General features: G+C 54.4%; 19 protein-coding genes and 1 pseudogene. 10 read left to right on the top strand and 10 right to left on the bottom strand.

Annotated features, from left to right (window positions below):
• Positions 1-127 precede the first annotated feature (127 nt).
• Positions 128-562 (bottom strand): rhodanese-like domain-containing protein, encoded by a 435-nt coding sequence (locus tag JS46_RS04300; RefSeq protein ID WP_033748397.1) that lies wholly within the window; start codon positions 560-562, stop codon positions 128-130.
• 95 nt (positions 563-657) lie between these two features.
• On the opposite strand from JS46_RS04300, the gene ftrA reads away from it, so the two are divergent.
• The 4 genes and pseudogenes from ftrA (at position 658) to JS46_RS04280 (ending at position 4,206) form a co-directional block, all read left to right on the top strand.
• Positions 658-1,650, top strand: coding sequence for a transcriptional regulator FtrA (gene ftrA / locus JS46_RS04295; protein WP_033748396.1), 993 nt, complete (start codon positions 658-660; stop codon positions 1,648-1,650).
• Between the two features lie 133 nt (positions 1,651-1,783).
• Positions 1,784-2,302: a DUF2569 domain-containing protein gene (locus JS46_RS04290; RefSeq protein WP_033748393.1), complete on the top strand. Its 519-nt coding sequence runs from the start codon at positions 1,784-1,786 to the stop codon at positions 2,300-2,302.
• A 149-nt stretch (positions 2,303-2,451) separates the two neighbouring features.
• A pseudogene (locus tag JS46_RS22820) lies at positions 2,452-2,807 on the top strand (MmcQ/YjbR family DNA-binding protein).
• A gap of 283 nt (positions 2,808-3,090) precedes the next feature.
• Positions 3,091-4,206, top strand: coding sequence for a mechanosensitive ion channel family protein (locus tag JS46_RS04280; RefSeq protein ID WP_033748392.1), 1,116 nt, complete (start codon positions 3,091-3,093; stop codon positions 4,204-4,206).
• A gap of 51 nt (positions 4,207-4,257) precedes the next feature.
• Here JS46_RS04280 and JS46_RS04275 read toward each other — a convergent pair whose 3' ends face one another.
• The 3 genes from JS46_RS04275 to JS46_RS04265 form a co-directional block, all read right to left on the bottom strand.
• A complete protein-coding gene (locus JS46_RS04275; RefSeq protein WP_033748390.1) occupies positions 4,258-4,572 on the bottom strand; it encodes a helix-turn-helix transcriptional regulator in 315 nt (104 codons plus the stop codon).
• A 14-nt stretch (positions 4,573-4,586) separates the two neighbouring features.
• The gene (locus tag JS46_RS04270; protein ID WP_033748389.1) at positions 4,587-5,705 is read right to left on the bottom strand and encodes an alkene reductase; all 1,119 of its coding nucleotides are present in this window, start codon (positions 5,703-5,705) and stop codon (positions 4,587-4,589) included.
• A 223-nt stretch (positions 5,706-5,928) separates the two neighbouring features.
• Positions 5,929-6,657, bottom strand: coding sequence for an SDR family NAD(P)-dependent oxidoreductase (locus tag JS46_RS04265; RefSeq protein WP_033748386.1), 729 nt, complete (start codon positions 6,655-6,657; stop codon positions 5,929-5,931).
• A 98-nt stretch (positions 6,658-6,755) separates the two neighbouring features.
• Between JS46_RS04265 and JS46_RS04260 the strand changes: the two genes are divergently transcribed.
• Positions 6,756-7,136 (top strand): helix-turn-helix domain-containing protein, encoded by a 381-nt coding sequence (locus JS46_RS04260; RefSeq protein ID WP_033748384.1) that lies wholly within the window; start codon positions 6,756-6,758, stop codon positions 7,134-7,136.
• 57 nt (positions 7,137-7,193) lie between these two features.
• Here JS46_RS04260 and JS46_RS04255 read toward each other — a convergent pair whose 3' ends face one another.
• The 3 genes from JS46_RS04255 to JS46_RS04245 form a co-directional block, all read right to left on the bottom strand.
• Entirely contained in the window at positions 7,194-8,108 is a 915-nt protein-coding gene (locus JS46_RS04255) for a sugar ABC transporter substrate-binding protein (protein ID WP_033748382.1), read from the bottom strand.
• A 330-nt stretch (positions 8,109-8,438) separates the two neighbouring features.
• Positions 8,439-8,915 carry an ester cyclase gene (locus JS46_RS04250; protein WP_033748380.1) on the bottom strand — a complete coding sequence of 159 codons (477 nt, stop codon included), beginning with the start codon at positions 8,913-8,915 and terminating at the stop codon, positions 8,439-8,441.
• Between the two features lie 10 nt (positions 8,916-8,925).
• Positions 8,926-10,353: a gamma-aminobutyraldehyde dehydrogenase gene (locus JS46_RS04245; protein ID WP_033748379.1), complete on the bottom strand. Its 1,428-nt coding sequence runs from the start codon at positions 10,351-10,353 to the stop codon at positions 8,926-8,928.
• A gap of 321 nt (positions 10,354-10,674) precedes the next feature.
• On the opposite strand from JS46_RS04245, the gene JS46_RS04240 reads away from it, so the two are divergent.
• Together JS46_RS04240 and JS46_RS04235 are read left to right on the top strand one after the other, a co-directional pair.
• Positions 10,675-11,400: a FadR/GntR family transcriptional regulator gene (locus tag JS46_RS04240; RefSeq protein ID WP_033748378.1), complete on the top strand. Its 726-nt coding sequence runs from the start codon at positions 10,675-10,677 to the stop codon at positions 11,398-11,400.
• Between the two features lie 23 nt (positions 11,401-11,423).
• On the top strand, positions 11,424-12,116 hold the full coding sequence (locus JS46_RS04235; protein WP_033748376.1) for a cache domain-containing protein: 693 nt from the start codon (positions 11,424-11,426) through the stop codon (positions 12,114-12,116).
• Between the two features lie 139 nt (positions 12,117-12,255).
• On the opposite strand, the gene JS46_RS04230 is transcribed toward JS46_RS04235, so the two are convergent.
• The 3 genes from JS46_RS04230 to puuE all read right to left on the bottom strand — a co-directional run bounded on the left by JS46_RS04230 (position 12,256) and on the right by puuE (position 16,701).
• On the bottom strand, positions 12,256-13,734 hold the full coding sequence (locus JS46_RS04230; RefSeq protein ID WP_033748375.1) for an APC family permease: 1,479 nt from the start codon (positions 13,732-13,734) through the stop codon (positions 12,256-12,258).
• Positions 13,735-14,001: 267 nt separating this feature from the next.
• Complete coding sequence (locus JS46_RS04225; protein WP_033748374.1) at positions 14,002-15,423, bottom strand: NAD-dependent succinate-semialdehyde dehydrogenase; 1,422 nt, start codon at positions 15,421-15,423, stop codon at positions 14,002-14,004.
• Between the two features lie 12 nt (positions 15,424-15,435).
• Positions 15,436-16,701 carry a 4-aminobutyrate transaminase gene (puuE, locus tag JS46_RS04220; protein WP_033748373.1) on the bottom strand — a complete coding sequence of 422 codons (1,266 nt, stop codon included), beginning with the start codon at positions 16,699-16,701 and terminating at the stop codon, positions 15,436-15,438.
• Between the two features lie 102 nt (positions 16,702-16,803).
• Between puuE and JS46_RS04215 the strand changes: the two genes are divergently transcribed.
• The 3 genes from JS46_RS04215 (at position 16,804) to JS46_RS04205 (ending at position 21,627) form a co-directional block, all read left to right on the top strand.
• Entirely contained in the window at positions 16,804-18,282 is a 1,479-nt protein-coding gene (locus JS46_RS04215) for a PLP-dependent aminotransferase family protein (protein ID WP_033748371.1), read from the top strand.
• 532 nt (positions 18,283-18,814) lie between these two features.
• Positions 18,815-20,140, top strand: a complete 1,326-nt coding sequence (locus JS46_RS04210) for an APC family permease (protein ID WP_033748368.1) — start codon at positions 18,815-18,817, stop codon at positions 20,138-20,140.
• A gap of 59 nt (positions 20,141-20,199) precedes the next feature.
• Positions 20,200-21,627, top strand: coding sequence for an FAD-binding oxidoreductase (locus JS46_RS04205; RefSeq protein ID WP_033748366.1), 1,428 nt, complete (start codon positions 20,200-20,202; stop codon positions 21,625-21,627).
• The last annotated feature ends 230 nt before the right edge of the window (positions 21,628-21,857 follow it).

Below are 21,857 nucleotides of genomic sequence, written 5' to 3'. Positions count from 1 at the left end.
GAGGCAACCTAACACCAATAACAATACCTTTATAATACCTTTGGCGGAAAGCTTGAGCTACCCCACAACATTTTTGCGGGGTAAGCGACCGCCCTTTCCGGCAGAAAAACGGAAAAGGCGTCCCGATTCAGCATTCGCAGGAGAAGCCGCCAACGGAAGCGGTGCCGTTTTCCTGCTGCAGAGCAAGCCCTTCGTCAACCCAACCGGTCATGCCGCCAATCATCTCTTTAACGAAGAATCCCAGGCTCGCCAGACGAACGGCGGCGCGATGGACGCCGTTGCAGTGCGGGCCGGCGCAATAGACGACAAACAGCGTGTCGCGCGCATATTCGGCCATGCGCTCTTCAGTGATGACGCGCGTCGGGATATTGATCGCGCCCGGCACGTGCGCCTTTAAAAAGGCTTCGTTGCTTCTGACATCGACCAGTACATAGTCGATATCGCCGGTTTTCTGGCAGTGATGCACATCGGCGCAGTCGGTCTCAAAGGCTAAGCGACGGCTGAAATGCTGCAACGATTCCGCAGGGGTGGCTGGCGCGATTTCGCTGATTAAACTGGTCATCCTTTATCTCTCCTGTCTGAAAGTGTGCTGATTGTATGAAGCACCATCAGACTGATAAAGTGGCGGTTCCGACAATAACCGGTAGTTTTCCGCCAATGATGAATAAAGCGGGTGTAGTGGCCGTACTGGCTTATGACGGACTCTGTACCTTTGAGTTTGGCATTGCGGTAGAGATATTTGGCCTGCCTCGACCTGAATTCGATTTTCCCTGGTATCGTCACCGCATCGTCGCGGTCGACGCGTCGCCGATGCAGGTTGCCGAAGGAATTCAGATCGTATCAAGTTTTGGCATTGAGTCGCTCAGCGAGGCGCAGACCATTATTATTCCCGGCTGGCGTAACCTCGATGAAAGGCCACCGCAGGCGTTACTGGACGCCTTATGCGATGCTTATCAGCGCGGGGCACGCCTGTTGTCTATCTGTTCAGGCGTCTTTGTTATCGCTGCGGCTGGCTTGTTGAACGGCAAGCGTGCCACCACCCACTGGCGCTACACCGACGAACTGGCAGCGCGCTATCCTGACGTTACGGTGGATCCGAACGTGCTCTATGTCGACAGCGGGCAAATCATCACATCAGCGGGCAGCGCGGCGGGCATCGATGCCTGTTTGCATCTGATCAGCCGGGATTACGGCACCCATATCGCCAATATCGTAGCAAGACGTTTGGTGATGGCGCCGCAGCGCTCCGGCGGGCAAATCCAGTTTATCCCCTCTCCTGTCGCGCAGAAGCCTCGGGATGAGATTGCGCCGGTGCTGGACTGGGTGCTGCAGCATTTGCACTGCCCTTTGTCGGTCGGCGAGATGGCGCAGCAGGCGCTGATGTCGGAGCGGACCTTCCTGAGACGATTCAGAGAGGCGTTGGGTACGACGCCCAAAGCCTGGCTGCTGCAGGCGAGAATGAATCTGGCGCGCGAGCTGCTGGAAAATAATCAGCTCGCTAACGAGCAAATCATGACGCGCTGTGGATTTGGATCGATGGAGAGCTTCCGCGCCGCATTTCGCAAGTCGGTCGGGATCTCGCTCTCATCCTATCGCAAAACGTTTGGCGGCATGAGTCATGAAACAGCGAACGTTGTGGAATTGTGCTAAGGATTTTGGGTCCAGGATGGGCATCAAAAGCGTTAAAGCATTTCCCGCTGTCGGCCGATAGCGATCTACACGACTTTTAACCGCTCTGATACGATCGGTGACCGTAAGAACGGAATAACAACAAGGATGAATAATGACCGACGCCCCTTTCAAATGGACATGTATAAAGTGCGATAACGAAATCTCTCAGTATCAGGAATATTGCGCCGAGTGTGAGGAAAAGCAGTTTCGCAAAATTGGCGGCTTCTTATATCTGCCATTGTTAAACCTGTTTGTTTTCGCCTACAGCTATTTCTCTTCGCTGCAGATCACCTTACAGGCCGCTCTTTATACGGCAGGCCGTGCGCCGATCGCGCAATCCAGCTATTTTTTTATCGCCTCCGGCGTTAACTTTTTCGCGCTGCTTTATATTATCTTCACGGCTTCTCTCTTCATACGTAAAAAGCGATCGTTACCTCTGGCCTATACGCTTTTGCTCGCCGTCGGCGTAGCGATCATGCTGCTTGATCTGGCCTGCACGAAATATCTTTTCCCGGAAGTTTCGCTGGGTTATGAGCAGATAATGCCGATTTTCAGGCATATCCTTCACGCCTGTATCTGGATACCTTATTTTCACTATTCGGTACGCGTTAAAAAAACGTTTATTCACTAGCCATAAATGCGCGTGCAGGCTGAGAGTGTCAACTCCAGCCTGCGGCAATATTGCGTTCTCAGCCTGTTCGCCCTATATACCTACTTAAAGCTGAAGAAGCATTAAGCGCGTTCGCGTCCCTCAGGACCGACAAAGCGCTGGGAGACAAGATGAAACGAGAGACGCTATTCCAGTATGCCCGCGAGCACTACCAGGCGGAACCGGAATATTTATGGAGCAATCTGCCTGGCTATGCTGTGCTCCGGCATCACGACGGAAAAAATGGTTCGGCATCGTGATGAACGTGCCCGGCAGTAAACAGGGGCTTGCAAGCGACGAAGAAATTGACGTGCTGGAGGTCAAGATCCGGCCAGAACATATCGGTTCCCTGAGGCAAAAAGAGGGCATCCTGCCGGCTTACCATATGAATAAAGAGCACTGGATAAGCGTCGTTCTCTCCGGTCCGCTATTGCCGAAAGAGATTCACGATCTTCTTTCCGAAAGTCATAAGCTGACCACCGGCTGACCGTTAAGCACTACCCTCTTGCGATCTACCCGTAGCAGTTGCTGAATGAAAATGTCACGTCCTGACACGGAGAATTTCATTATATATCAATGAAATGAAGCATCGCCGCCGTCAAACTCCGAACACTTTTCAATTTTTCATAGGGTAAACCAGGCAGGTCACTCACTTTTTCATAAACTAAGGGGGTTAATTATGTCATCAGCAGATAACCGAGATGACAACGGTTACTGCATTTTACGACTTATCTGACAACCTTGCTGTCAGCTGAACATAAGGGAAAATAATGGCTTTACTATCTGGTGAGTTATCTGACATGCCAACATGGGTGCCTGCTGTATTGCTCGTCATCTTCTCGTTAACTGCGGGTTTTCTCTCCCGATTTCTACTACTAAGATTTATCCGTTACTGGCAGGGCCGCGACAGGAAACTGTTCAAATCTCTTGAAAAACATCTGCGCGGCTCGATGTTTCTGTTCATCCCGTTGATCATGATTAATGTCGGCGTGAATTATATCGATATTCACCCGGAATCCTTTTCTTTTGTCACCACCACTCTCAATATATTTATTATATTATCCTTGTGCTCGGTTTTAATTCGCCTGATTAACGTCGCGCAAGATATGCTTTTTATCCGCTATGACATTAACCTTTCCAATAATCTGCGCGCCCGTAAAATCCGCACGCAGATTATCTATGTTAAAAAGGTGGCGATTGTTCTGCTGGTTTCCATCTGTCTTTCTCTTATCCTGCTCAGCTTTCCCGGCGTGCGAAAATTTGGCACTACCATTCTCGCCGGGGCCGGGGTGGCGGGCATAATCATCGGCTTTGCCCTGCAGAAGTCGCTCGTCAACCTCTTTGCCGGTATCCAGATCGCCTTTACCCAGCCGATTAAAATAGATGACGCGGTGGTGGTTGAAAAAGAGTGGGGATGGATTGAAGAGATCAACCTGACCTATGTGGTCGTTCGTCTCTGGGATCTGCGAAGACTGGTTCTGCCCATTACCTATTTCACCGAAAATCCCTTTCAGAACTGGACGCGCACGAATGCGCAAATTTTAGGTTCCGTCTTCCTTTATCTGGATTACTCCATGCCGCTGGAGCCGCTGCGTAGGCAATTTGAAAAAATCCTGAGCGAAACCAGACTCTGGGATCAACAGACTCAGGTGCTTCAGGTCACCGATGCCGATGACAAAACCATGACCATCCGACTCCTGATGACGGCGCAAAACTCACCCACGGCCTGGGATCTTCGCTGCCACGTACGGGAGAAGATGATTGAATTTGTTCAACAAAATTATCCGCACAGTCTCCCTCGCATGAGGGCGACGCTGACGGATCCCGCGCTGGATAACCCAGCAGGCCAGAAGGAACGGTCTGAAGATGCCGGGATAAAGGTATAGGCTGACACGCGCGAAGCGGCTGCTCAGCGCAGCCGCCTGCATATGACCGCTTTACAGCTCCTGCAGAGACTGAATAACCATCTGGTTCATCTCGCGCACCGCCTGTTCGCGCCGCCGATAGTAGGTCCATTTGCCTACCTTGCTGGCCTCAAGCAGGCCGGCATCATGCAACGCTTTAAGACAGAGCGAGGTGGCGGGCTGCGACAGGCCCGCCTTGTCCTGAATGAGACTGGCACATACGCCATACTGTTCGAAGGGATAGAGCTGAGCATAATCAGCAAAGGCTTCGTCAGGGTTTTTAAGCCATTTCAGCACCGCAACCCGCGTCGGGTTGGCCAGTAATTTAATGGCATTTTCTGGTGACATGCCGTCTCCGAACGTCAGGCGGAATAAAAAGGATAGTCAGTATATCCTTTCCGGCTCCCGCCATACAGTGAGGCTGCGTCGACCTTGTTCAGGGGATGGCCCGCCTTAAAACGCGCCGGTAAATCCGGGTTCGCGATAAAGGTGCGTCCAAAGCCGAAGAGATCGCCCCAGCCTTTTTCCAGCATACGTTCCGCTTTTTCGCGGGTGTAGCGGCCGGAATACATAATGGGAGAACGGAAGGTTTCCCGCAGCGCAGTGCGAAACGACTCCGGCATCTCGGGGCTATTATCCCAGTCGGCTTCGGCGATGGATAAATATCCCACTTCAAGTTCGTTCAGGAGCTGCGCGGCGCGGATGTAGGTGGCATGCGGATCGCTTTCTACCAGCCCCAGATAAACGCGCTCTTCATCTGTGCTCGAGAAAAGCGGCGCGAAGCGTACCCCGACGCGGTGGCTACCGAATACGGCGCTGACCGCTTCGGTGACTTCGCGCAGGAAGCGCAGACGGTTCTCGAGTGAGCCGCCATATTCGTCGCTGCGGAAGTTGGTATGTTCAGAAATAAACTGATTGATGAGATAACCGTTAGCCGAATGAAGTTCCACGCCGTCGAAGCCCGCTTTTTTGGCATTCTCTGCCGCGGTACGGTACATCGTCACCAGCGCTTTCACTTCTGCCGTCGTCAGTTCGCGCGGCATGCTGGGCGCCGTCAGCATGCCGGCGCCAGGCCCGGTTTCAATAAACACCCTTACGCCGGTAGCGGCAACGGCCGAGGGCGCAACGGGCGGCTGCTTGCCTGGCTGAAGTTCATTGTGCGACACGCGGCCGACGTGCCAGAGCTGACAAAAAATTGTCCCGCCCTCTGCATGAACGGCATCGGTCACTTTTCGCCATCCCGCAATTTGCGCCTCGCTATGTATGCCTGGCGTCCAGGCATATCCCTGACCGCGAGGTTCAATTTGCGTGCCCTCAGTAATCATAAAGCCGGCGCTGGCGCGCTGGCGATAATAGTCCACCATCATCTCACCAGGAACGTTGCCGGGCTGATCGCTGCGGCAGCGGGTTAACGGCGGCAGCGCAATGCGATTGCGCAGCATGAGATCGCCTAAAGGCAGGGGCGCGAAAAGAGACGACATAACAAACATCCTCAGATAAAAAAGAGAGGGCATTATATTTACACATTTAAATTTGTAAATAAGTAAAGGGTACGGTTCACTTTTTCGCTTTGGTTTTCAGCGCGGCTGGGGGCGCTATCGCCGGTTCAGGCTGCGGCTTCCGCATCAGCGCAATATGCCCTGATGCGGTCTGCCCTCTATGCTGTGACCTTTACTCAGCGCGACAGTGCGCAAGGGATGCCTTTCACGCCGTCATCCCGCCATCGATAACCAGCTCTGCGCCGCTGACGTAAGCGCTGTCGTCCGAGGCCAGGTACAAGGCCGCGGACGCCACCTCATCGGCATGCCCTAAACGCCCGGCCGGTATGCGCGCGGTCAGCGTCTGCCTGACGTCGTCGCTGGCCCGGTCGAACATCGGCGTGTCGGTAGGTCCTGGGCTCAGCGTGTTGACCCTGATGCCGCGCCGGGCCAGCTCCGTGCTCCAGGTGCGGGCATAGGAGAGTACCGCAGCCTTGCTGGCGGAATAGGCGCCGTAGCCCGGATTGGCGATGCTGCCGGCAATAGAACCGACCAGCACGATAGCGCCACCCTCGCCCATGTGTTGAACCGCATGCTGCACCGCAAACACCATGGCGCGCACGTTCAGGTTGAAGGCGCGATCGAAATGTTCCTCAGTGGTATCGACCAGGCTTGCAGGCTCGGAGACGCCTGATGAGTTGACAAAAATGTCGAGACGCCCTGCTCTGGCGTGGATGGTCTCGAACAGACGAGCAAGGTCGCTGGCACAGGTGAGGTCGCCGGCTATCGCCTCGACGCGGCCGCCGATAAGCCTGACCGCCTCAGCCAGCTGCGCTTCGCGTCGGCCGGTAATAAAAACGTGGGCGCCTTCTTGCACAAAGCGGCGCGCGACCGCAAGGCCGATACCGCTGCCGCCGCCGGTCACCAGGGCGGTCTTTCCTTCGAGTTTCAACATGGCTGCTCCAGAAATAGAGTGGAAGCCAGATAATATATTTCGTATATTTAGTGTCAATTACGCACTTAATCTATACCAGATATACAGAGGGAAACTATATGGCGACCGATATCCCGGCTCTGCTGGCAGAGATCAACAGCACGCGCCCTATCCTGGAACAGGTGGCGAACAAGTGGTCGGTATTGATCCTGACCGTGCTGTGCAGCGAACCGGCGCGCTTCAACGCCATCAAGCGCAGGCTTGATCCGATCACACACAAGGCCCTGACAGAGGCGCTGCGCCGACTTGAGCGCAACGGTCTGGTCAGCCGCCGCGTGATTGCATCGTCGCCCGTGGCGGTGGAGTATGCCATCACTCCGCTGGGCAGGACCTTGCAGGCGCCTTTTGTGGCGCTGGTGGGCTGGGCCAGGGAATATGGCGCGGCCATTGAGCAGGCGCAGGCGGGTTATGACGCGCAGCGTGCCGATGAGGCGGAGTGAAAAGAAGTGATCTGAGCGATCGGCCTGCACAGGCAAGCCGATCGGTTCTTCCCGTCGTTATTGGCCCTTCTCCACATATTTCTGCATATTTTCTCTGGTGACCAGCTCAAACGGAATCCACAGGTGGGAATCAACTTTTTCGCCTTTAATGAGCTTTTGCGCTACGTCCACAGACGCTTTACCCTGTCCAACGGCATCCTGAAAAACGGTTACCTGCATTTTGTCTTGCGCAAGGGCTTTCAGCCCGTCTGGCGTAGCGTCGATGCCCCCCACTAAAACCTTCTTATTGCTTTTAGACAGCGCTATCGCTGCGCCAATTGCCATCTCATCATTATTGGCAGCGACGATGTCAATATCTTCGCCATTACCGAGCCAGTTCAGCATTAAATCCATGCCTTCGTTACGCGCATAATTTGCCGGTTGCTTCTGTACAACTTTCATTCCCGGATATTTCGCTACAACCTGCTCCACATCTTTAGTACGTTGCAGCGCGCCGGCGTCGGTCAGGTTACCAATCATGATCGCCACATTGCCTTTATAGTTAGCCATTTTCGCCAACGCCTCCATCTGCAAGGTGCCCGATTCCCGCTCGTCAGATCCGACGAACACCACGCCCTGCGGCAGCGTTTTATCGCCCGGCGTCCGGTTCACATACACCAGAGGAATCTTCGCCTGCTGCGCCAGTCGGGTCAGCTGTGGCGTACTGGCTGAATCAACGGGATCGATAATGATGGCATCCACGCCGGAACCGATAAAACTTTGCACCTGATCGGTCTGGCGACCGACATCGCCGCGCGCATCCTCAAATTGCACATCGAGTCCGCGCGCTTTGGCTTCTTTATCAATCGACTGCCGAGTAATGGTTAAAAAATTCTGATCGAAGTAAGCCATCGACACGGCAATTTTCTCTGCCCATACCGTGGCTGAAACAGACAACAGACTAAGTAACACTAATGACTTAAGCATTTTCATTGCAGACTCCAGAGTAAGCTTTTAGACGAAACATATTTTTCATTTATGTATAAAACGGACAAATAAAATCATTTTCAGCCTACGAGGCGTCTTTCATGCTGACAATCGCTATCGGTAGATTTTGCTGATAAGCGCACATATTGCCCGTAGCCGCATTACGATTCGCTTGCGCAAGGGGATATTCCGAAATGTGTCAGGAGACGGCGGATTATGAAATTGAAGTGAATATTCGCGTGGCGGGAGTCAGACTATGACAAGAAGCAGATAAGCTATCTCAGCCCAGGTTATTCTTCCCCGCAGCTGACTACGGAGAAGAATTAATGCTTTGCGTTACGGCTTCTTCGCTTCCAGTTCAGCCTCTAGCTTTTTCGAATCATAGTAGTCGCCCTGATAAGCGATCTTACCGTCGACAACCTTGATAAAACTGACGCCTTCAAACTTGATGTTGTTATTAGTGGCTGGCGCGCCCGCCCATTCACCGGCGTTCTTTCCGCTAAATTCCCACTGAAAAGCGATAGTATCCTGGTTAAAGACCGGCTTGCTGGTCATCTTCCACTGCAGGTCGGGCACCGCGCGGATAAACGCGCCGATAACCTCTTTTTCCGCACGCTGCTGCCCTTTGACCGGCGAACCGGTTGCCGCGTCGTAATAGACAACATCTTTCGCCAGATACTGCGCAGCCTGCGACGCGCTATGAGCATTCCATGCGGCCATATAGCTGTTTATCACGGACTCAGGCGACGCTTTCGCCATTACGCCGCATGAGATCAGCGCCAGGGAGAGCGCAGCGATTCGAATCGATTTCATCTTGCTTCCTTTAGTCGTTAATGTCGCACATGATGTGTTTTACGCGGGTGTACTCATCAAGTGAGTAAGAAGAGAGATCTTTGCCATAACCCGATTTCTTAAAGCCGCCGTGCGGCATTTCCGCACACAGCGGGATATGGTTGTTGATCCACACCGTGCCAAAGTCGAGTTCGATGCTGAAACGCTGCGCGCGGCCGTGGTGCCGGGTCCAGACGCTGGCCGCCAGTCCATATTCGACATCGTTGGCTTTGTTCAAGGCGTCCGCCTCGTCAGAGAAGCGCTGGATGGTCATCACAGGCCCAAACACTTCATGCTGGATGGCTTCATCATGCTGGTGAAGGCCAGAAATAATGGTGGGTTCGAAGTAGAAGCCCGGCCCTTTTCCGGCGCGGCCCCCGGTTTCGATTTTGGCATGCGCAGGCAGGCGCGCGATAAAGCCGCTTACCTGTTCCAGCTGATTACGGCTGTTTAACGCGCCGTAGAGGGCGTCGCGATCGTCAGGCGTGCCGAATGTAATGCTGCGCGTCCGGGCAACCAGCTTTGCAAGAAAATCGTCATAGGCTGACTCCTCAACAAGGATACGCGTTGCAGCGGTGCAGTCCTGACCGGCGTTGAAAAAACCAGCCGTGGTAATCGTCTCGACCGCCTTATCCATATCGGCATCCGCAAAGACGATAACCGGCGCTTTGCCGCCTAGCTCAAGATGCGCTTTGGTCAGGTTTGCGGCGGCGGAGGCGGCAACCTGCAGTCCGGCGCGCACCGACCCGGTAATCGACACCAGCGACGCCACAGGATTTGAAACCACCAGCGAACCCGTCTCCGCTTTACCCAGTACGACGTTAAACGCGCCGGCGGGAAATAAGGGCGCGGCCAGTTCAGCCAACAGCAAGGTGCTGACGGGCGTCGTATCGCTTGGCTTCAGGACCACGGTATTGCCGGCGGCCAGCGCCGGGGCGATTTTCCACACCGCCATCATAAAGGGGTAGTTCCAGGGCGCCACCTGTCCGACGATGCCAAGCGGCTCGCGACGGATCACCGACGTGAAGCCGGCAGCGTACTCGCCGGCCGCCTTGCCTTCCAGGCAGCGAGCGGCACCCGCAAAAAAGCGGATAGCGTCGCATGACGCCGCGATCTCCTCTTTCTCAATAAAATGTTTGAGCTGCCCCGTTTCTTTACTTTGCCATTCCACCAGGCGGGTGACGTTTTTTTCGATTTCATCTGCTAACCGCAGCAGCGCTTTTTGTCGCTCTGCCGGCGTGGACTTCTTCCAGACTAAAAACGCTTTCTCAGCCGCCGCGTAAGCGAGATCGATTTCCGCCTTGCCGCCATTGGGCGACTGCGCATAGATTTCACCATCAACCGGACTGACCAGATCGAAAAAATCGCTTTCCTGATTTGATACATACTGCCCATTGATGAAGTGCTGTAGGGTTTTCATCGCCTTCTCCGCTCACATTAATACATAAAAGATATTATGTAATATATTATAAGGCGCTGTTTCAATGCCCGCGTCCCTATAACATGAAGCGCATCGCATTTCTAACAAATTGATTACAATCCACTCAGCCGCTGGCGCGCGCTGGTTAAGACTACACAGGTAAAGGCGCTATGCGCCCGGCGGCATCGGCCCACAACGGCAGCAGGATGACCTGCTCTTTTCGGCATCTTTTAACAAGCTATTGACGTTATTTACTTCTTTCGTGACAGGTATGTTTATGCTAAGTATGGCGGCCTGTATAAGGGACTTTCAGAGAAGATTATGATTACTCACGCGGTTATATTCGCTCCTATAGGCCAGGCCAGCCGTTCCGATCAAATCGTTCAGCGCCTGACCAACGCCATCGTCACCGGCCTGCTTGAACCGCATGAACAGCTGCCAAACGAGTCGGATCTCGCCAGGATGATGGGCGTGTCTCACATTACCATCCGCGAAGCCTTGAATACCTTGCGCGCCAACGCGCTGATACATACGGTGCGCGGCCGCAACGGCGGCAGCTTCGTCTGCGAAACCGTGCCTGAATCGGGCAAGAATCTTCACCCCTTTCGCAGCATCAGTACGGATTATCTGGCGGACCTGGGCGAGATGCATTGCGCCATCATCAGCCACAGCGCGAGGCTCGCTTCGCGGAGGATGACTCACGCGGATTTGAATCGTCTTCTGGAATTTACCGAGGTGCTAACAAATGCTGAAACGCCCGAGCAGCGAACGCAGGCGGATATGCGCTGCCTGCTGGCGATCGCGGCGAGTTCGCAATCTGCCCGACTGGCCAACCAGGAGCTGCAGCTGCAGGCGGAATGGGCTTCTCTGGTCGCCGCGCTTTACCGCTCCGACGATATCCATCGCGAGGTCATCGCGCTTTACGCCGGGCTGACGGATGCGCTCGCCGCGCATGCAGAGCAGCCTGCCGTTCAGGCCGCCACACAGCTTATCGACACGTTCACCGACTATTTATTAGAAAAGAAAATGAATTATCACTCTGAATAATCACCGTATAGGCAGTGTAGAAAATGAATCACTCAGAGCACCTTAGCGCGCTAACCCGTAAAATTGACGACATCATTAACTCCACTGTCGAAAGTACTGGTTTATTAGCAGACGAGATCAGGCAATCTCTTAACGTTCATCAGGAAAGCCGCCCTGAAATGTTGCTGGAGCCGGGCGTTAAAGCGGCGATTCAGTCTTACATCAAAAAAACGCTTAACCATCACCACTACTGCTCGGGAACGGGCTTTGCGAGCCACATTGAAAGCAGCGGCGCGGTGCGGGAGTACTGGCTGCTGGAGTGGTGGTATAAAAAAGATAAAGGCTTAAAGCAGGTGAGTCTCGATCTTGACCAGGCGACGCAGCAGCGACTCGATTTTCGCACCTTTGAATGGTTTAAAACCCCCGTCTCGGAAGGCAAAGCCTATATCCACGGCCCCTACGTCGACTATATCTGCAACACCTCGCTGACGCTGACCGCCGCCGTGCCCGTGCTTATTCAAGGCCAGGTGCTGGGCGTCGCCGCGCTCGATATTCTCGTCAGCCGCGTTGAAGAAGAGCTGCTGCCACTCTGCGGCAAGGAAAAATTGCTCCTGACCAACCTTGACGGCAGGATCATTTTTTCAACTAATCCACGGTTACGCATCGGCGAACTCTTCAAGGCGGACGAGCGGAAACCGGTCTATCAAAACAGCTACGTGCTTCTCTACCAGCTGTAGCCCTGCCCGTCAGCGTTCAGGCGAAAGCAGCCTGAGCGCCGACGCCTTCTCTGTCAGGACGCAAAAAAAAGCCGTAGCGTGAACGCTACGGCTCAGGATGACGCACTTCAAGACCGTGTCGACAGCGAGCGTGAATTTTTTAGAAGCCCTCTTTTGCCCGGAGCCTGGTGGCGTGCTCAATGGCGTCGTTTTCCGGCGCGCTGGAACGCCCAAACGGTTTGGCAATCATCATATAAAGCAGGCCGGCGATTAGCACCACCGCCAGGCCCACCAGCACCGTCCAGCGATCCAGGAAGCTATTGCCGTCGGCAGGCTGTGCGAGCAGCCAAATTCCGCACAGGCCATAGATCAGCGCGAACAGGTTGACGATGAAACCCCAGGAGCCGAGCGTCCACTCGCCTGCCGGCTTCCAGCCTTTCAGACGCTGGCGCAGCGCGGCCAGCACCACCAGCTGGAAAGAGATGTAAATACCGATCACGGCGAACGCGGTGATGCGGGAAAGGTTATCCGGCTGGAAGTAGACCCAAACGCAGATGATGACGGGCAGGATGCAGCTGACCAGCATGGCGTTATCCGGCACGCTGTTTTTGGAAATTTTCGCCATCCATTCGCTGCCGGGCAGCATCCTGTCGCGCGAGAAAGAGAAGATCAGACGGCTTAGCGCGGCCTGAAGCGAGAGAATGCAGGAGAGCATGGCGATGATTGCGACTACGATAAACACCGTGGCGCCCGTGCTTCCCAGCGCCTCGTTAAGAATAGCCGGGATGGGATCGGCGATTTTACCGGTGACGATATTAACCAGATCGGGCGAAGAGAGCAGATAGCCCATGACTGAAATCACCGCTGAAATGGCGCCGAAAACGATGCTCAGGATCATCGCCAGGGGGATCTTTTTGCCTGGATTTTTCACCTCTTCCGCCACGTTGCCGCAGGCTTCGAAACCAAAAAACATAAACAGGCCCATCAGCGCGGCGGACATGAACGCCGTCGTGTAACTGCCATCTTTAGCGATCACGCCCATCGAGTCGAAGAGAACGGAGAACGGCTGAGAGCGATGGAAGATCAGCAGATAGATGCCCAGCGCGATCACGCTGACGATTTCACACCAGAAACCGATCTTCGCCACGCGCGCCAGGTTTTTGGTGCCCGACATATTCACGCCCATCATCAGCAGCAGCACCACCGAGGTCATCAGCAGATTGAGCGGCGTCTGGGCAAAATGAAACAGCGAGGCGACGAAGGTTGAGGTGTATTCAGCAATGGAGGTAATGGTGACCACCAGCGCCCACAGATAGATCCAGGCGGCGATCCACGCAAACTTCTTGCCCCACAGGCGTCTCGCCCAGGGATATAAGCCGCCGGTAATCGGATACTGAGAAGCCACTTCGCCAAACACCAGCGCCACCAGCAGCTGTCCGCATGCGACAATCAGGATCCACCAGACGGCGGGCGGCCCGGCCAGGGTAACGGCAAGCGCAAACAGCGAATAAACAGCCGTCAGAGGCGAAAGGTAGGTAAAGCCGAGGGCAAAGTTAGAGATGAGTCCAATAGATCGCTTGAACTGTTCTTTGCTTTCGGGCTGATTATTATAAAGATTTTTTTCAGGTGTCTGTTCCATATGTCGTTCTCTTTAATGGCATAATCGCAGGCGATAGAGACTAATTTATAAAACATATTAAGTTATATGTATATTGCGCATGTCACAGTTTTGTTAAACATTTACAAGTGATTTGAGCGGCGGCATGAAACCGCTTAAGAGGAAAGTTGCCCCGCGCGGCGGGGCTAAAATCGCAGGAAAAAAAACGACGATAAGCGCTATCGTCGTGGCTCTTAAGAGCAAAGTACTACGGCATCAGGTTTACAGAGCGACGCAAACATATTTAATTTAGAGGTATTCATCCATGCCGAAGCGCGACCCTTCGCGCCCTAATCCGGACTGCTTAATGCCGCCGAAAGGCGCGACCTCATTGGATATCAGGCCGGTATTGACGCCCACCATGCCATATTCCAGCGCCTCGGGAACCAGCCACTGACGGCGGGCATCACGCGTAAAGATATAGGCGGCCAGACCAAATTCCGTATCGTTGGCATAGCCGATCGCTTCTTCATCGCTGCTGAACTGGAAAAGCGGCGCCACCGGACCAAAGGTCTCCTCGCGCGCAAAACGCATCGACTGCGTGACGTCGCCAATTACCGTCGGCATAAAGAAATTGCCGCCCAGCGGATGGCGTTTTCCGCCCGTCAGCAGCGTCGCGCCTTGCTCCAGCGCATCGCTGATATGCGATTCGACTTTGCTGACCGCCTTCTCATCAATCAGCGGTCCCTGCTGGCTGGTTTCATCCAGACCATTGCCGACCTTAAGTGACTGGACCGCGTTCACCAGCGCATCCGACAGCGCGGCGTAAATGCCGCGCTGCACATATATCCGGTTAGCGCAGACGCAGGTCTGGCCGCTGTTGCGGAACTTCGAGGCCATAATGCCGCTCACAGCCTGCTCAATGTCAGCGTCGTCGAAGACGATTACCGGCGCGTTGCCGCCAAGCTCAAGGGAGAGCTTTTTAATGCCCGGCGCGCACTGCGCCATCAGGATGCGCCCGGTTTCGGTCGATCCGGTAAAGCTCAGTTTGCGAACCGTGGGATTCTGACAGAGTTCACCGCCTATCCCCCGCGGGTCGCCGGTGAGCACCTGCAACACGCCGGCGGGCAGGCCAGCCTCTTCGCCCAGCTTTGCCAGCGCCAGCGCCGTCAGCGGCGTCTGCTCTGCGGGTTTGACGATAATGGCGCAGCCGGACGCCAGTGCGGGCGCCACTTTGCGCGTAATCATCGCCGCCGGAAAATTCCACGGCGTGATCGCCGCGCAGACGCCGACAGGCTGTTTGGTCACCACATAGCGCTGCGAAGCGTTGACCGGCTGCAATATCGCGCCGTCCACCCGGCGGGCTTCTTCCGCGAACCACGTCAGGAATGAAGCCGCGTAGCCGACCTCCCCCCGCGCTTCGGCCAGCGGCTTTCCTCCCTCTGAACTCATCAGGCGGGCGATATCCTCACGGTTTTCCTCGATCAGGGCAACCCAGCGATGCAATACCTTAGCGCGTTCGCCCGCGGTGCGACGCTTCCACTCGCGCTGCGCCTTTCGCGCGCCCTCGACGGCACGCTCTGTTTCAGCGCGCCCCATCAGCGGCACGCTGGCGAGCGCCTCGCCCGTTGCGGCGTCTGTTACGGCCAGCGTCGCGCCCGAATCGGCGCTGATCCACTGGCCATCCACCAGGTTTTTCTCGATCAGAAGAGCCGGATTATTCAGTTTCATCGCATCGCTCTCCTACTGTTTCGTCGCAGATTCGATAATTCTCAGCGCCGTTTCGAACTGGGCATCGGGAATGGTCAACGGATAGAGGAAGCGGATCACGTTGCCATACTGGCCGCAGGTCAGCAGCAGCAGTCCCTGCTCAAGCGCCAGCTTTTGAACTTTTTGCGCGGCGGCGGCGGACGGCTCGCCGGTCTGCGCGTCGCAGAATTCCGCCGCGACCATCGATCCCAGACCGCGCACTTCCGCCAGTTCGGCGCACCAGGCCTGACAATCCCTCAATACCACGCGCAGGCGCTCGCCCAGCGCGTCGGCGCGCTGACAAAGCTGTTCATCCTCAATGATATCCAGCACGGCGTGCGCGGAAGCCACCGCCATGGGATTGCCCGCATAGGTGCCGCCCAGACCGCCCGGCGCCGGCGCATCCATGATCTCTGCTTTGCCCACGACGCCAGAGAGCGGCATACCGCCCGCCAGGCTTTTCGCCATGGTCATCAGGTCGGGCTGGTGCTGATAGTGATCCATGGCGAACAGCTTGCCGGTGCGGGCGAAGCCGCTCTGTACCTCGTCCGCGATCATAACGATGCCGTGCTTGTCGCAGATAGCACGGATAGCGGCAATCAGCTCTGGCGGAGCCACATTAAACCCGCCCTCGCCCTGTACCGGTTCAAAGATAATCGCCGCAACCTGGGTCGGCTCGATATCGCATTTAAACAGGCGCTCGATGGCGTTGACCGCATCAGCGGTGGTCACCTTATGCAGTTCGGCAGGATACGGCACATGAAAAACCGAACCCGGGAAAGGCCCGAAACCGATTTTATAAGGCGCTACTTTGCCCGTCAGCGCCATCGTCATATAGGTACGCCCGTGGAAGCCGCCGCCGAAGGCAATGACGCCTGGGCGTTTGGTATGGGCGCGCGCAATTTTGATCGCGTTCTCCACCGCTTCGGCGCCGGTAGAGAAAAAAGCGGTTTTTAGCTCGCCCTGGATCGGCGCGGCGGCGTTGATTTTCTCCGCCAGCGAAATGTAGCTCTCGTAAGGCACGATCTGATAGGCGGTATGGGTAAAGGCCTTGAGCTGTTGCTCCATCGCCTGCACCAGGCGGGGATGGCGATGCCCCGTGTTGAGTACGGCGATGCCCGCAGCAAAATCGATATATTGGTTTCCCTCGACATCCGTCAGCGTACTGTTTTCCGCCGAGCTGGCGTAGAAGTTACACATTACGCCCACGCCGCGCGGCGTGGCATTCAGACGACGCTGCTGAAGATTGTTATTACTCATAGTAAGCCCCTTCCCTTCACAATTTATTTGAACTCTTGGGGACAATCTGTCAGCGTTTGGTACCTTATTCGAGAGCCAAATCATTTTATTTGCAGGATCCAAATGCACTCACTTGCTGGAGATGTGATCAGACAAGCATTTTTTAACGGCACGGAAGGAAAGCTGCATAAGCGTTTGTATATCGCCATTTGCAACGCCATTCTTTCAGGCAATCTGACGCCCTCTTCGCGCATGCCGCCGACTCGCGATCTGGCCAGTGAGCTTGAGCTGTCGCGCAATACGGTACTGCGGGTGTATGAGCAGTTGCAGGCGGAGGGCTACATCTCTTCTCGTGCGGGCAGCGGAACGGTCGTCACGCACAGCGTGCTCGATAATTTAGAGTGCCGACCTGCCGTGAGTCAGGATGAAGCGCCCGCAGAGGACTATTCCCTGCTGTCGGAGCGCGGCCTGCTGTTACTGGAGCACGCCAGCGCAAGCCCCAGACAGTGGGGAGCCTTTTTACCCGGCGTGCCCGACGTCGCGAACTTCCCTCACCGCGTGCTGAAAAAATTCTACGACCGTCAGGCTCGTCAGCTGTCGCCGGCGCTTTTAACCTATGACACCACGGGCGGCTCCGAGGTGCTTAAAGCCGCTCTGACCGATTACCTGCGCACGGCGCGCGGCGTCCAGTGCACGCCGGATCAGATCCTGATTACCGAAGGCATTCATCAGGCGCTCGATCTGGTGACGCGCTCGCTCTGCAATCCGGGAGACCGCGCCTGGACAGAGGAGCCTGGCTACTGGGGAATTAAAAATATCCTGCGTATGAACGGCGTTGAGATCGTCACCATGCCGGTGGACGAACAGGGGCTGATCCCCAACGGCGAGATGAGCGTCCCGCCTGAGCTGATCTTTGTTACGCCCTCTCACCAGTATCCTCTGGGGTCGGTGATGAGCCTGAGCCGCAGGCAGCAACTGTTGGCGCAGGCACGCAAAACCCATAGCTGGATCGTGGAAGATGACTATGACAGCGAGTTTCGCTTTGCCGGCCAGCCTATTCCCGCGTTACAGGGTCTGGAGGCCAACAGCCCGGTAATTTACGTAGGCACCTTCAGTAAAACCCTCTATCCCGCACTCCGGCTCGGCTATATGGTTTTGCCTGAGCAGCTGAAAACGCCGCTGAAAAGAATGCATAGCGAGCTCTATCGCGGCGGACATCAGCTGACGCAGGCAGCGCTGGCCGATTTTATCCGGGAAGGCTATTACGCGGCGCACATACGGAAAATGCGCCAGTTATACAGCCGACGTAGGCAGGTGCTGGTCAATTTAATCAACGACGAATTAGGCGGCGGTTTTTTAGGCCAGTACAACAGCAATGCCGGGCTGCATTTGATTTTGCAACTGCCCGCAGGCGTGGACGACGTCACGCTGGCGCAGCGCGCCAATCGCCAGGGGATCCTGGTGCGCGCCCTGTCGAGTTATTATGCCGGCGAAAAAAGCCAGTCAGGCTTATTGCTGGGCTTCGCCAGCATGGAGGAGAGCGAAATTCATACCCAGTTCCACAGGCTGGCCGCGCTAATCAAAGAAGCGCAGCAGGCGTAAGCTTTCGACAGGCGTTTTTTACCGCTGGCGCTGAAGCGGCGGCCACATCAGCAATGCTTCAGTGCGCTTTATCCTCCGAGCCTGAAGAAGTGACTGCGCCTGCACTCATCTGGCTCGCTCCGCCTCACGTCAGCCCCCTAACTATTTGAATAATCAGCACTCATAATCGAGAAAGGCAACAGCGTCGCGGCATTTATCTAAAATGGCTTACATTACATCGCGATAAGACAAATTTAACACTTTTGTGACACATACCGTATACATATATAATATTATGTTTTATATATTGTCATATCAGGATTCGCAGCCGACCTGATAAACCAGCAAAGAGGCTAAATCATTCTCACTCCCGCTATGAGGAGCTGGTTGCCCATAGCGATCATGCTGGAACAGCAGACATGATGAATTTTTAACACCTTAAACTGGACACGCTAACAGACAGGCCCGGTTCACTACGTTGCGCATCTTTTTAATTGCTTAATGCATCAGAGGTTAAAAGTCATTCAACTGAAATTTCGAGTGAGATATTGCTATGAGATTAAAAGAGACAAATAGCGCCTGCCTCTCACTATGGCAGGTTGTCATTATCGGCATCGCTTATATGACACCGATGACGGTATTTGACACTTTTGGGATCGTTTCAAATATAACGGAAGGAAGAGTGCCGCTGGCTTATCTGCTGGCGCTGGCTGCGGTATTATTGACGGCCATTAGCTATGGCCGAATGGTTCGTCTGCATCCCTCTTCGGGATCGGCTTATACCTATGCGAGAAAGGTGTGCGGCAATAAAACCGGATTTATCGTCGGCTGGTCTTCCCTGCTGGATTATGTTTTCCTGCCGATGATAAACTCATTGCTGGCAGGGATATATTTACAGACGCTGCTGCCTGAGGTGCCTGCCTGGCTCTCTATTTTAGTGTTCACCTCGCTGGTTACCTTTGTTAACTGCTGCAATATTAAAACGCTGGCAAATGCGAACTTCATATTTGTCGGCATTCCGGTCATTCTTATGGGCGTCTTTATCTATTTCGTTATCCATAATCTCCTCAGGGATTATGGCGACAGCCATATCTTTACTACTCAGCCCCTGTTCAACGGGCATAACAGCATTATCCCGTTGATCAGCGGCGCGGCGGTGCTCTGCTTCTCCTTTCTTGGCTTCGATGCCGTTACGACGCTCACGGATGAAACCAAAAGCCCGGTCAGCACCATCCCTAAAGCGGTGTTTTATACGGCGCTGAGCGGAGGCTGTATCTTTTTTGTCGCCGCATGGTTTATTCAGCTCTACTTCCCAGACAACTCGCAGTTTAAAAACCCCATGGAAGCGCTGCCGGAAATCGTACTGAACGTAGGCGGCAAACTGTTTCAAACGCTGTTTCTTATCGCCATTCTGCTCAATACCTTTGCCTCAGCGCTGGCTTCCCATGCAAGCGCCGCCAGGCTGTTGCATATCATGGGTAAAAACAACACGCTGACGCACCGCTTTTTCGGCTACCTGCATCCTGCAAATAAAAACCCGGTCTACTGTATTTTATTGATCGGTCTGATATCGCTGACCGCAATTTTTATCCAGCTCGATACCGCCGTCTCCTTAATCAGCTTTGGCGCGTTAGTGGCCTTTAGCGCGGTTAATTTATCCGTCATCATACATTTTGCCATTATTAAAAAAGAGACTATCGGCATAAAGAAGATATTCCACAATATTCTTTTGCCGCTGGCGGGTCTGGGCTGCGTCGCCGTAATGTGGATTAACTTAAGCTTTGATGCCTTTATATTGGGCCTGACCTGGGCAACCTTAGGTCTCGGCTGGATTGTTTACTGTAGTTATACCAAAAAAGAAGTCGCTATCTCTGAATAAACAGGTTTTGCATTCACAGTGAAGTCTCCTGTGGTACACGCTACTTACTGAGAAAACATATGAGTGGAAATAAAACGTTAATCAAGCCGCAATTAATATCAGACGCGAAAATTACCATGATGAGCCAGGCCGACCCAGATGCAGACTGGAACTGGGTGCGAAATAAAGAGGATACGCAAATCAGCGATCCTGGAAACCCAGCAAATTACTACGAGTCGACACTTGCACCCTGGATCGACTTTCCCTCTTTAAAAAAAGAGGAAGAGTGTGAACTCGTAGTGATCGGTGGCGGGCTGCTTGGCGCATCAACCGCGCTTCATCTTTCTGAAGCGGGTATTGATACCATTCTGCTGGAAAAGAACACCATCGGTTCTGGCGCCTCTGGCAGGAATGGCGGACAGCTTACGCCAGGCCTGGCGCGCTGGGAAGCCGAGTCGATGATTGAGCATCTCAGCTTCGAAGAGGCGAAACGCCTGTGGCATTTTACGTCGACGGAAGCCATGTCGCTGATTGATGAAATCGCGCAGCGCTACGATTTAAATTTCGATCGTCACCATGGCCATATCACCGCCGCCGTTCATCCCGGACATATGAATGCACTGGTACAGGGCGTTGATGCCAGGAAATTCCTTGGCGAAGATAATGTCAACGTGCTCGGCAGCTATGAGCTGCAGGAACATATCAACTCTGACTTATATTATGGCGGCGTGTTAGATAACCTGGGCGGCCAGGTGCACTCATTAGCCCTGAATCGTGGGCTGGTGTACGGTTTCCTGAAAAATGGCGGCAGCGTCTATGAACATAGCGAGGTGATTAAAATTGAGAAAACCAGCAGCGGTACCCGAGTGATTACGCCTGAAGGGGTCATTCTCGCCAAAAAAGGCGTGGTGATTGCCGTACATGACGCCACCCATAAGCTTCTCGACGAAAACAAAGAAACCACGATACCCTTTTATACCTATGTCGGCGTCACGTCTCCTGTAGCAGGCGGTTCTAAAACGCTGCTTCCCACGGGCAAGCCCGTTTACGATACCCAGCTGCAGATCAATTATTATCGTCCCGTACGCAATGAAAGGATCTTATTCGGCGGCCAGGGAACGGGTCTACGCTGGGATGACAGCAGAACAGTGGAGTATTTAACCTCGCGGATACGCGCCGTTTTCCCTGAACGAGACGACATCGAACTCGATTTCGCCTGGAGCGGCACCACCGACTTAACCCTGAATGGGGCCACGGATTGCAGAAGAAACGGCAATATTTATTCGGTTCATGGCTGGAGCGGCCACGGCATCGCGCAAACGGTCAGGATCGGCAAAGCGATTAAAGATGATATCGTCAGAGCCAATAAAGATTTCGCCATGCTGACCACCATCAAACATACGCCGCTGATGATAGGTCGCGCGCTGGCGCCGGTCGCCATCCCGCTCGCTAAAACCCTGTTAGGGATTACGACAAAGATTGCCCCGGGCAAGATGATCTCGTTCTGAAATGCACCTGCCGCTCAGGCGGCAGGCTTATTTATGCTTTTTCGCGCGCCATAGAAGCAAGCTTCCTCCTGACTGCCGCTTATCGCCCGATGAATTTGTCTCTCTCTCTGACTCTACAAGCGCAACGCGCCTGACCGCACTCATTCAGGCTGCGCGTCTCGCGTCCACCGCAGCCATGCGTCCAGCGTCTTATCTGCCATTGGCCGCGCATAAAAATAGCCCTGCGCCTG

The sequence above is a fragment of the Pantoea sp. NGS-ED-1003 genome (assembly GCF_000738765.1).
In the GTDB taxonomy this organism is placed as follows: Bacteria; Pseudomonadota; Gammaproteobacteria; order Enterobacterales; family Enterobacteriaceae; genus Pantoea; species Pantoea septica.
Note: the sequence above shows the minus strand (reverse complement) of the source record. Positions and strands in the feature narration are given on the sequence as shown.

Bases quoted from the DNA above. Each gene is read 5' to 3' on its own strand.
- JS46_RS04275 (WP_033748390.1), bottom strand. From the start codon at position 4,572: ATGTCACCAGAAAATGCCATTAAATTACTGGCCAACCCGACGCGGGTT.
- JS46_RS04280 (WP_033748392.1), top strand. From the start codon at position 3,091: ATGGCTTTACTATCTGGTGAGTTATCTGACATGCCAACATGGGTGCCT.
- JS46_RS04225 (WP_033748374.1), bottom strand. From the start codon at position 15,423: ATGAAACTGAATAATCCGGCTCTTCTGATCGAGAAAAACCTGGTGGAT.
- JS46_RS04215 (WP_033748371.1), top strand. From the start codon at position 16,804: ATGCACTCACTTGCTGGAGATGTGATCAGACAAGCATTTTTTAACGGC.
- JS46_RS04300 (WP_033748397.1), bottom strand. From the start codon at position 562: ATGACCAGTTTAATCAGCGAAATCGCGCCAGCCACCCCTGCGGAATCG.
- JS46_RS04250 (WP_033748380.1), bottom strand. From the start codon at position 8,915: ATGAAATCGATTCGAATCGCTGCGCTCTCCCTGGCGCTGATCTCATGC.
- JS46_RS04270 (WP_033748389.1), bottom strand. From the start codon at position 5,705: ATGTCGTCTCTTTTCGCGCCCCTGCCTTTAGGCGATCTCATGCTGCGC.
- JS46_RS04235 (WP_033748376.1), top strand. From the start codon at position 11,424: ATGAATCACTCAGAGCACCTTAGCGCGCTAACCCGTAAAATTGACGAC.
- puuE (WP_033748373.1), bottom strand. From the start codon at position 16,701: ATGAGTAATAACAATCTTCAGCAGCGTCGTCTGAATGCCACGCCGCGC.
- JS46_RS04245 (WP_033748379.1), bottom strand. From the start codon at position 10,353: ATGAAAACCCTACAGCACTTCATCAATGGGCAGTATGTATCAAATCAG.
- JS46_RS04210 (WP_033748368.1), top strand. From the start codon at position 18,815: ATGAGATTAAAAGAGACAAATAGCGCCTGCCTCTCACTATGGCAGGTT.
- JS46_RS04290 (WP_033748393.1), top strand. From the start codon at position 1,784: ATGACCGACGCCCCTTTCAAATGGACATGTATAAAGTGCGATAACGAA.
- JS46_RS04205 (WP_033748366.1), top strand. From the start codon at position 20,200: ATGAGTGGAAATAAAACGTTAATCAAGCCGCAATTAATATCAGACGCG.
- JS46_RS04240 (WP_033748378.1), top strand. From the start codon at position 10,675: ATGATTACTCACGCGGTTATATTCGCTCCTATAGGCCAGGCCAGCCGT.
- JS46_RS04255 (WP_033748382.1), bottom strand. From the start codon at position 8,108: ATGAAAATGCTTAAGTCATTAGTGTTACTTAGTCTGTTGTCTGTTTCA.
- ftrA (WP_033748396.1), top strand. From the start codon at position 658: ATGATGAATAAAGCGGGTGTAGTGGCCGTACTGGCTTATGACGGACTC.
- JS46_RS04260 (WP_033748384.1), top strand. From the start codon at position 6,756: ATGGCGACCGATATCCCGGCTCTGCTGGCAGAGATCAACAGCACGCGC.
- JS46_RS04265 (WP_033748386.1), bottom strand. From the start codon at position 6,657: ATGTTGAAACTCGAAGGAAAGACCGCCCTGGTGACCGGCGGCGGCAGC.
- JS46_RS04230 (WP_033748375.1), bottom strand. From the start codon at position 13,734: ATGGAACAGACACCTGAAAAAAATCTTTATAATAATCAGCCCGAAAGC.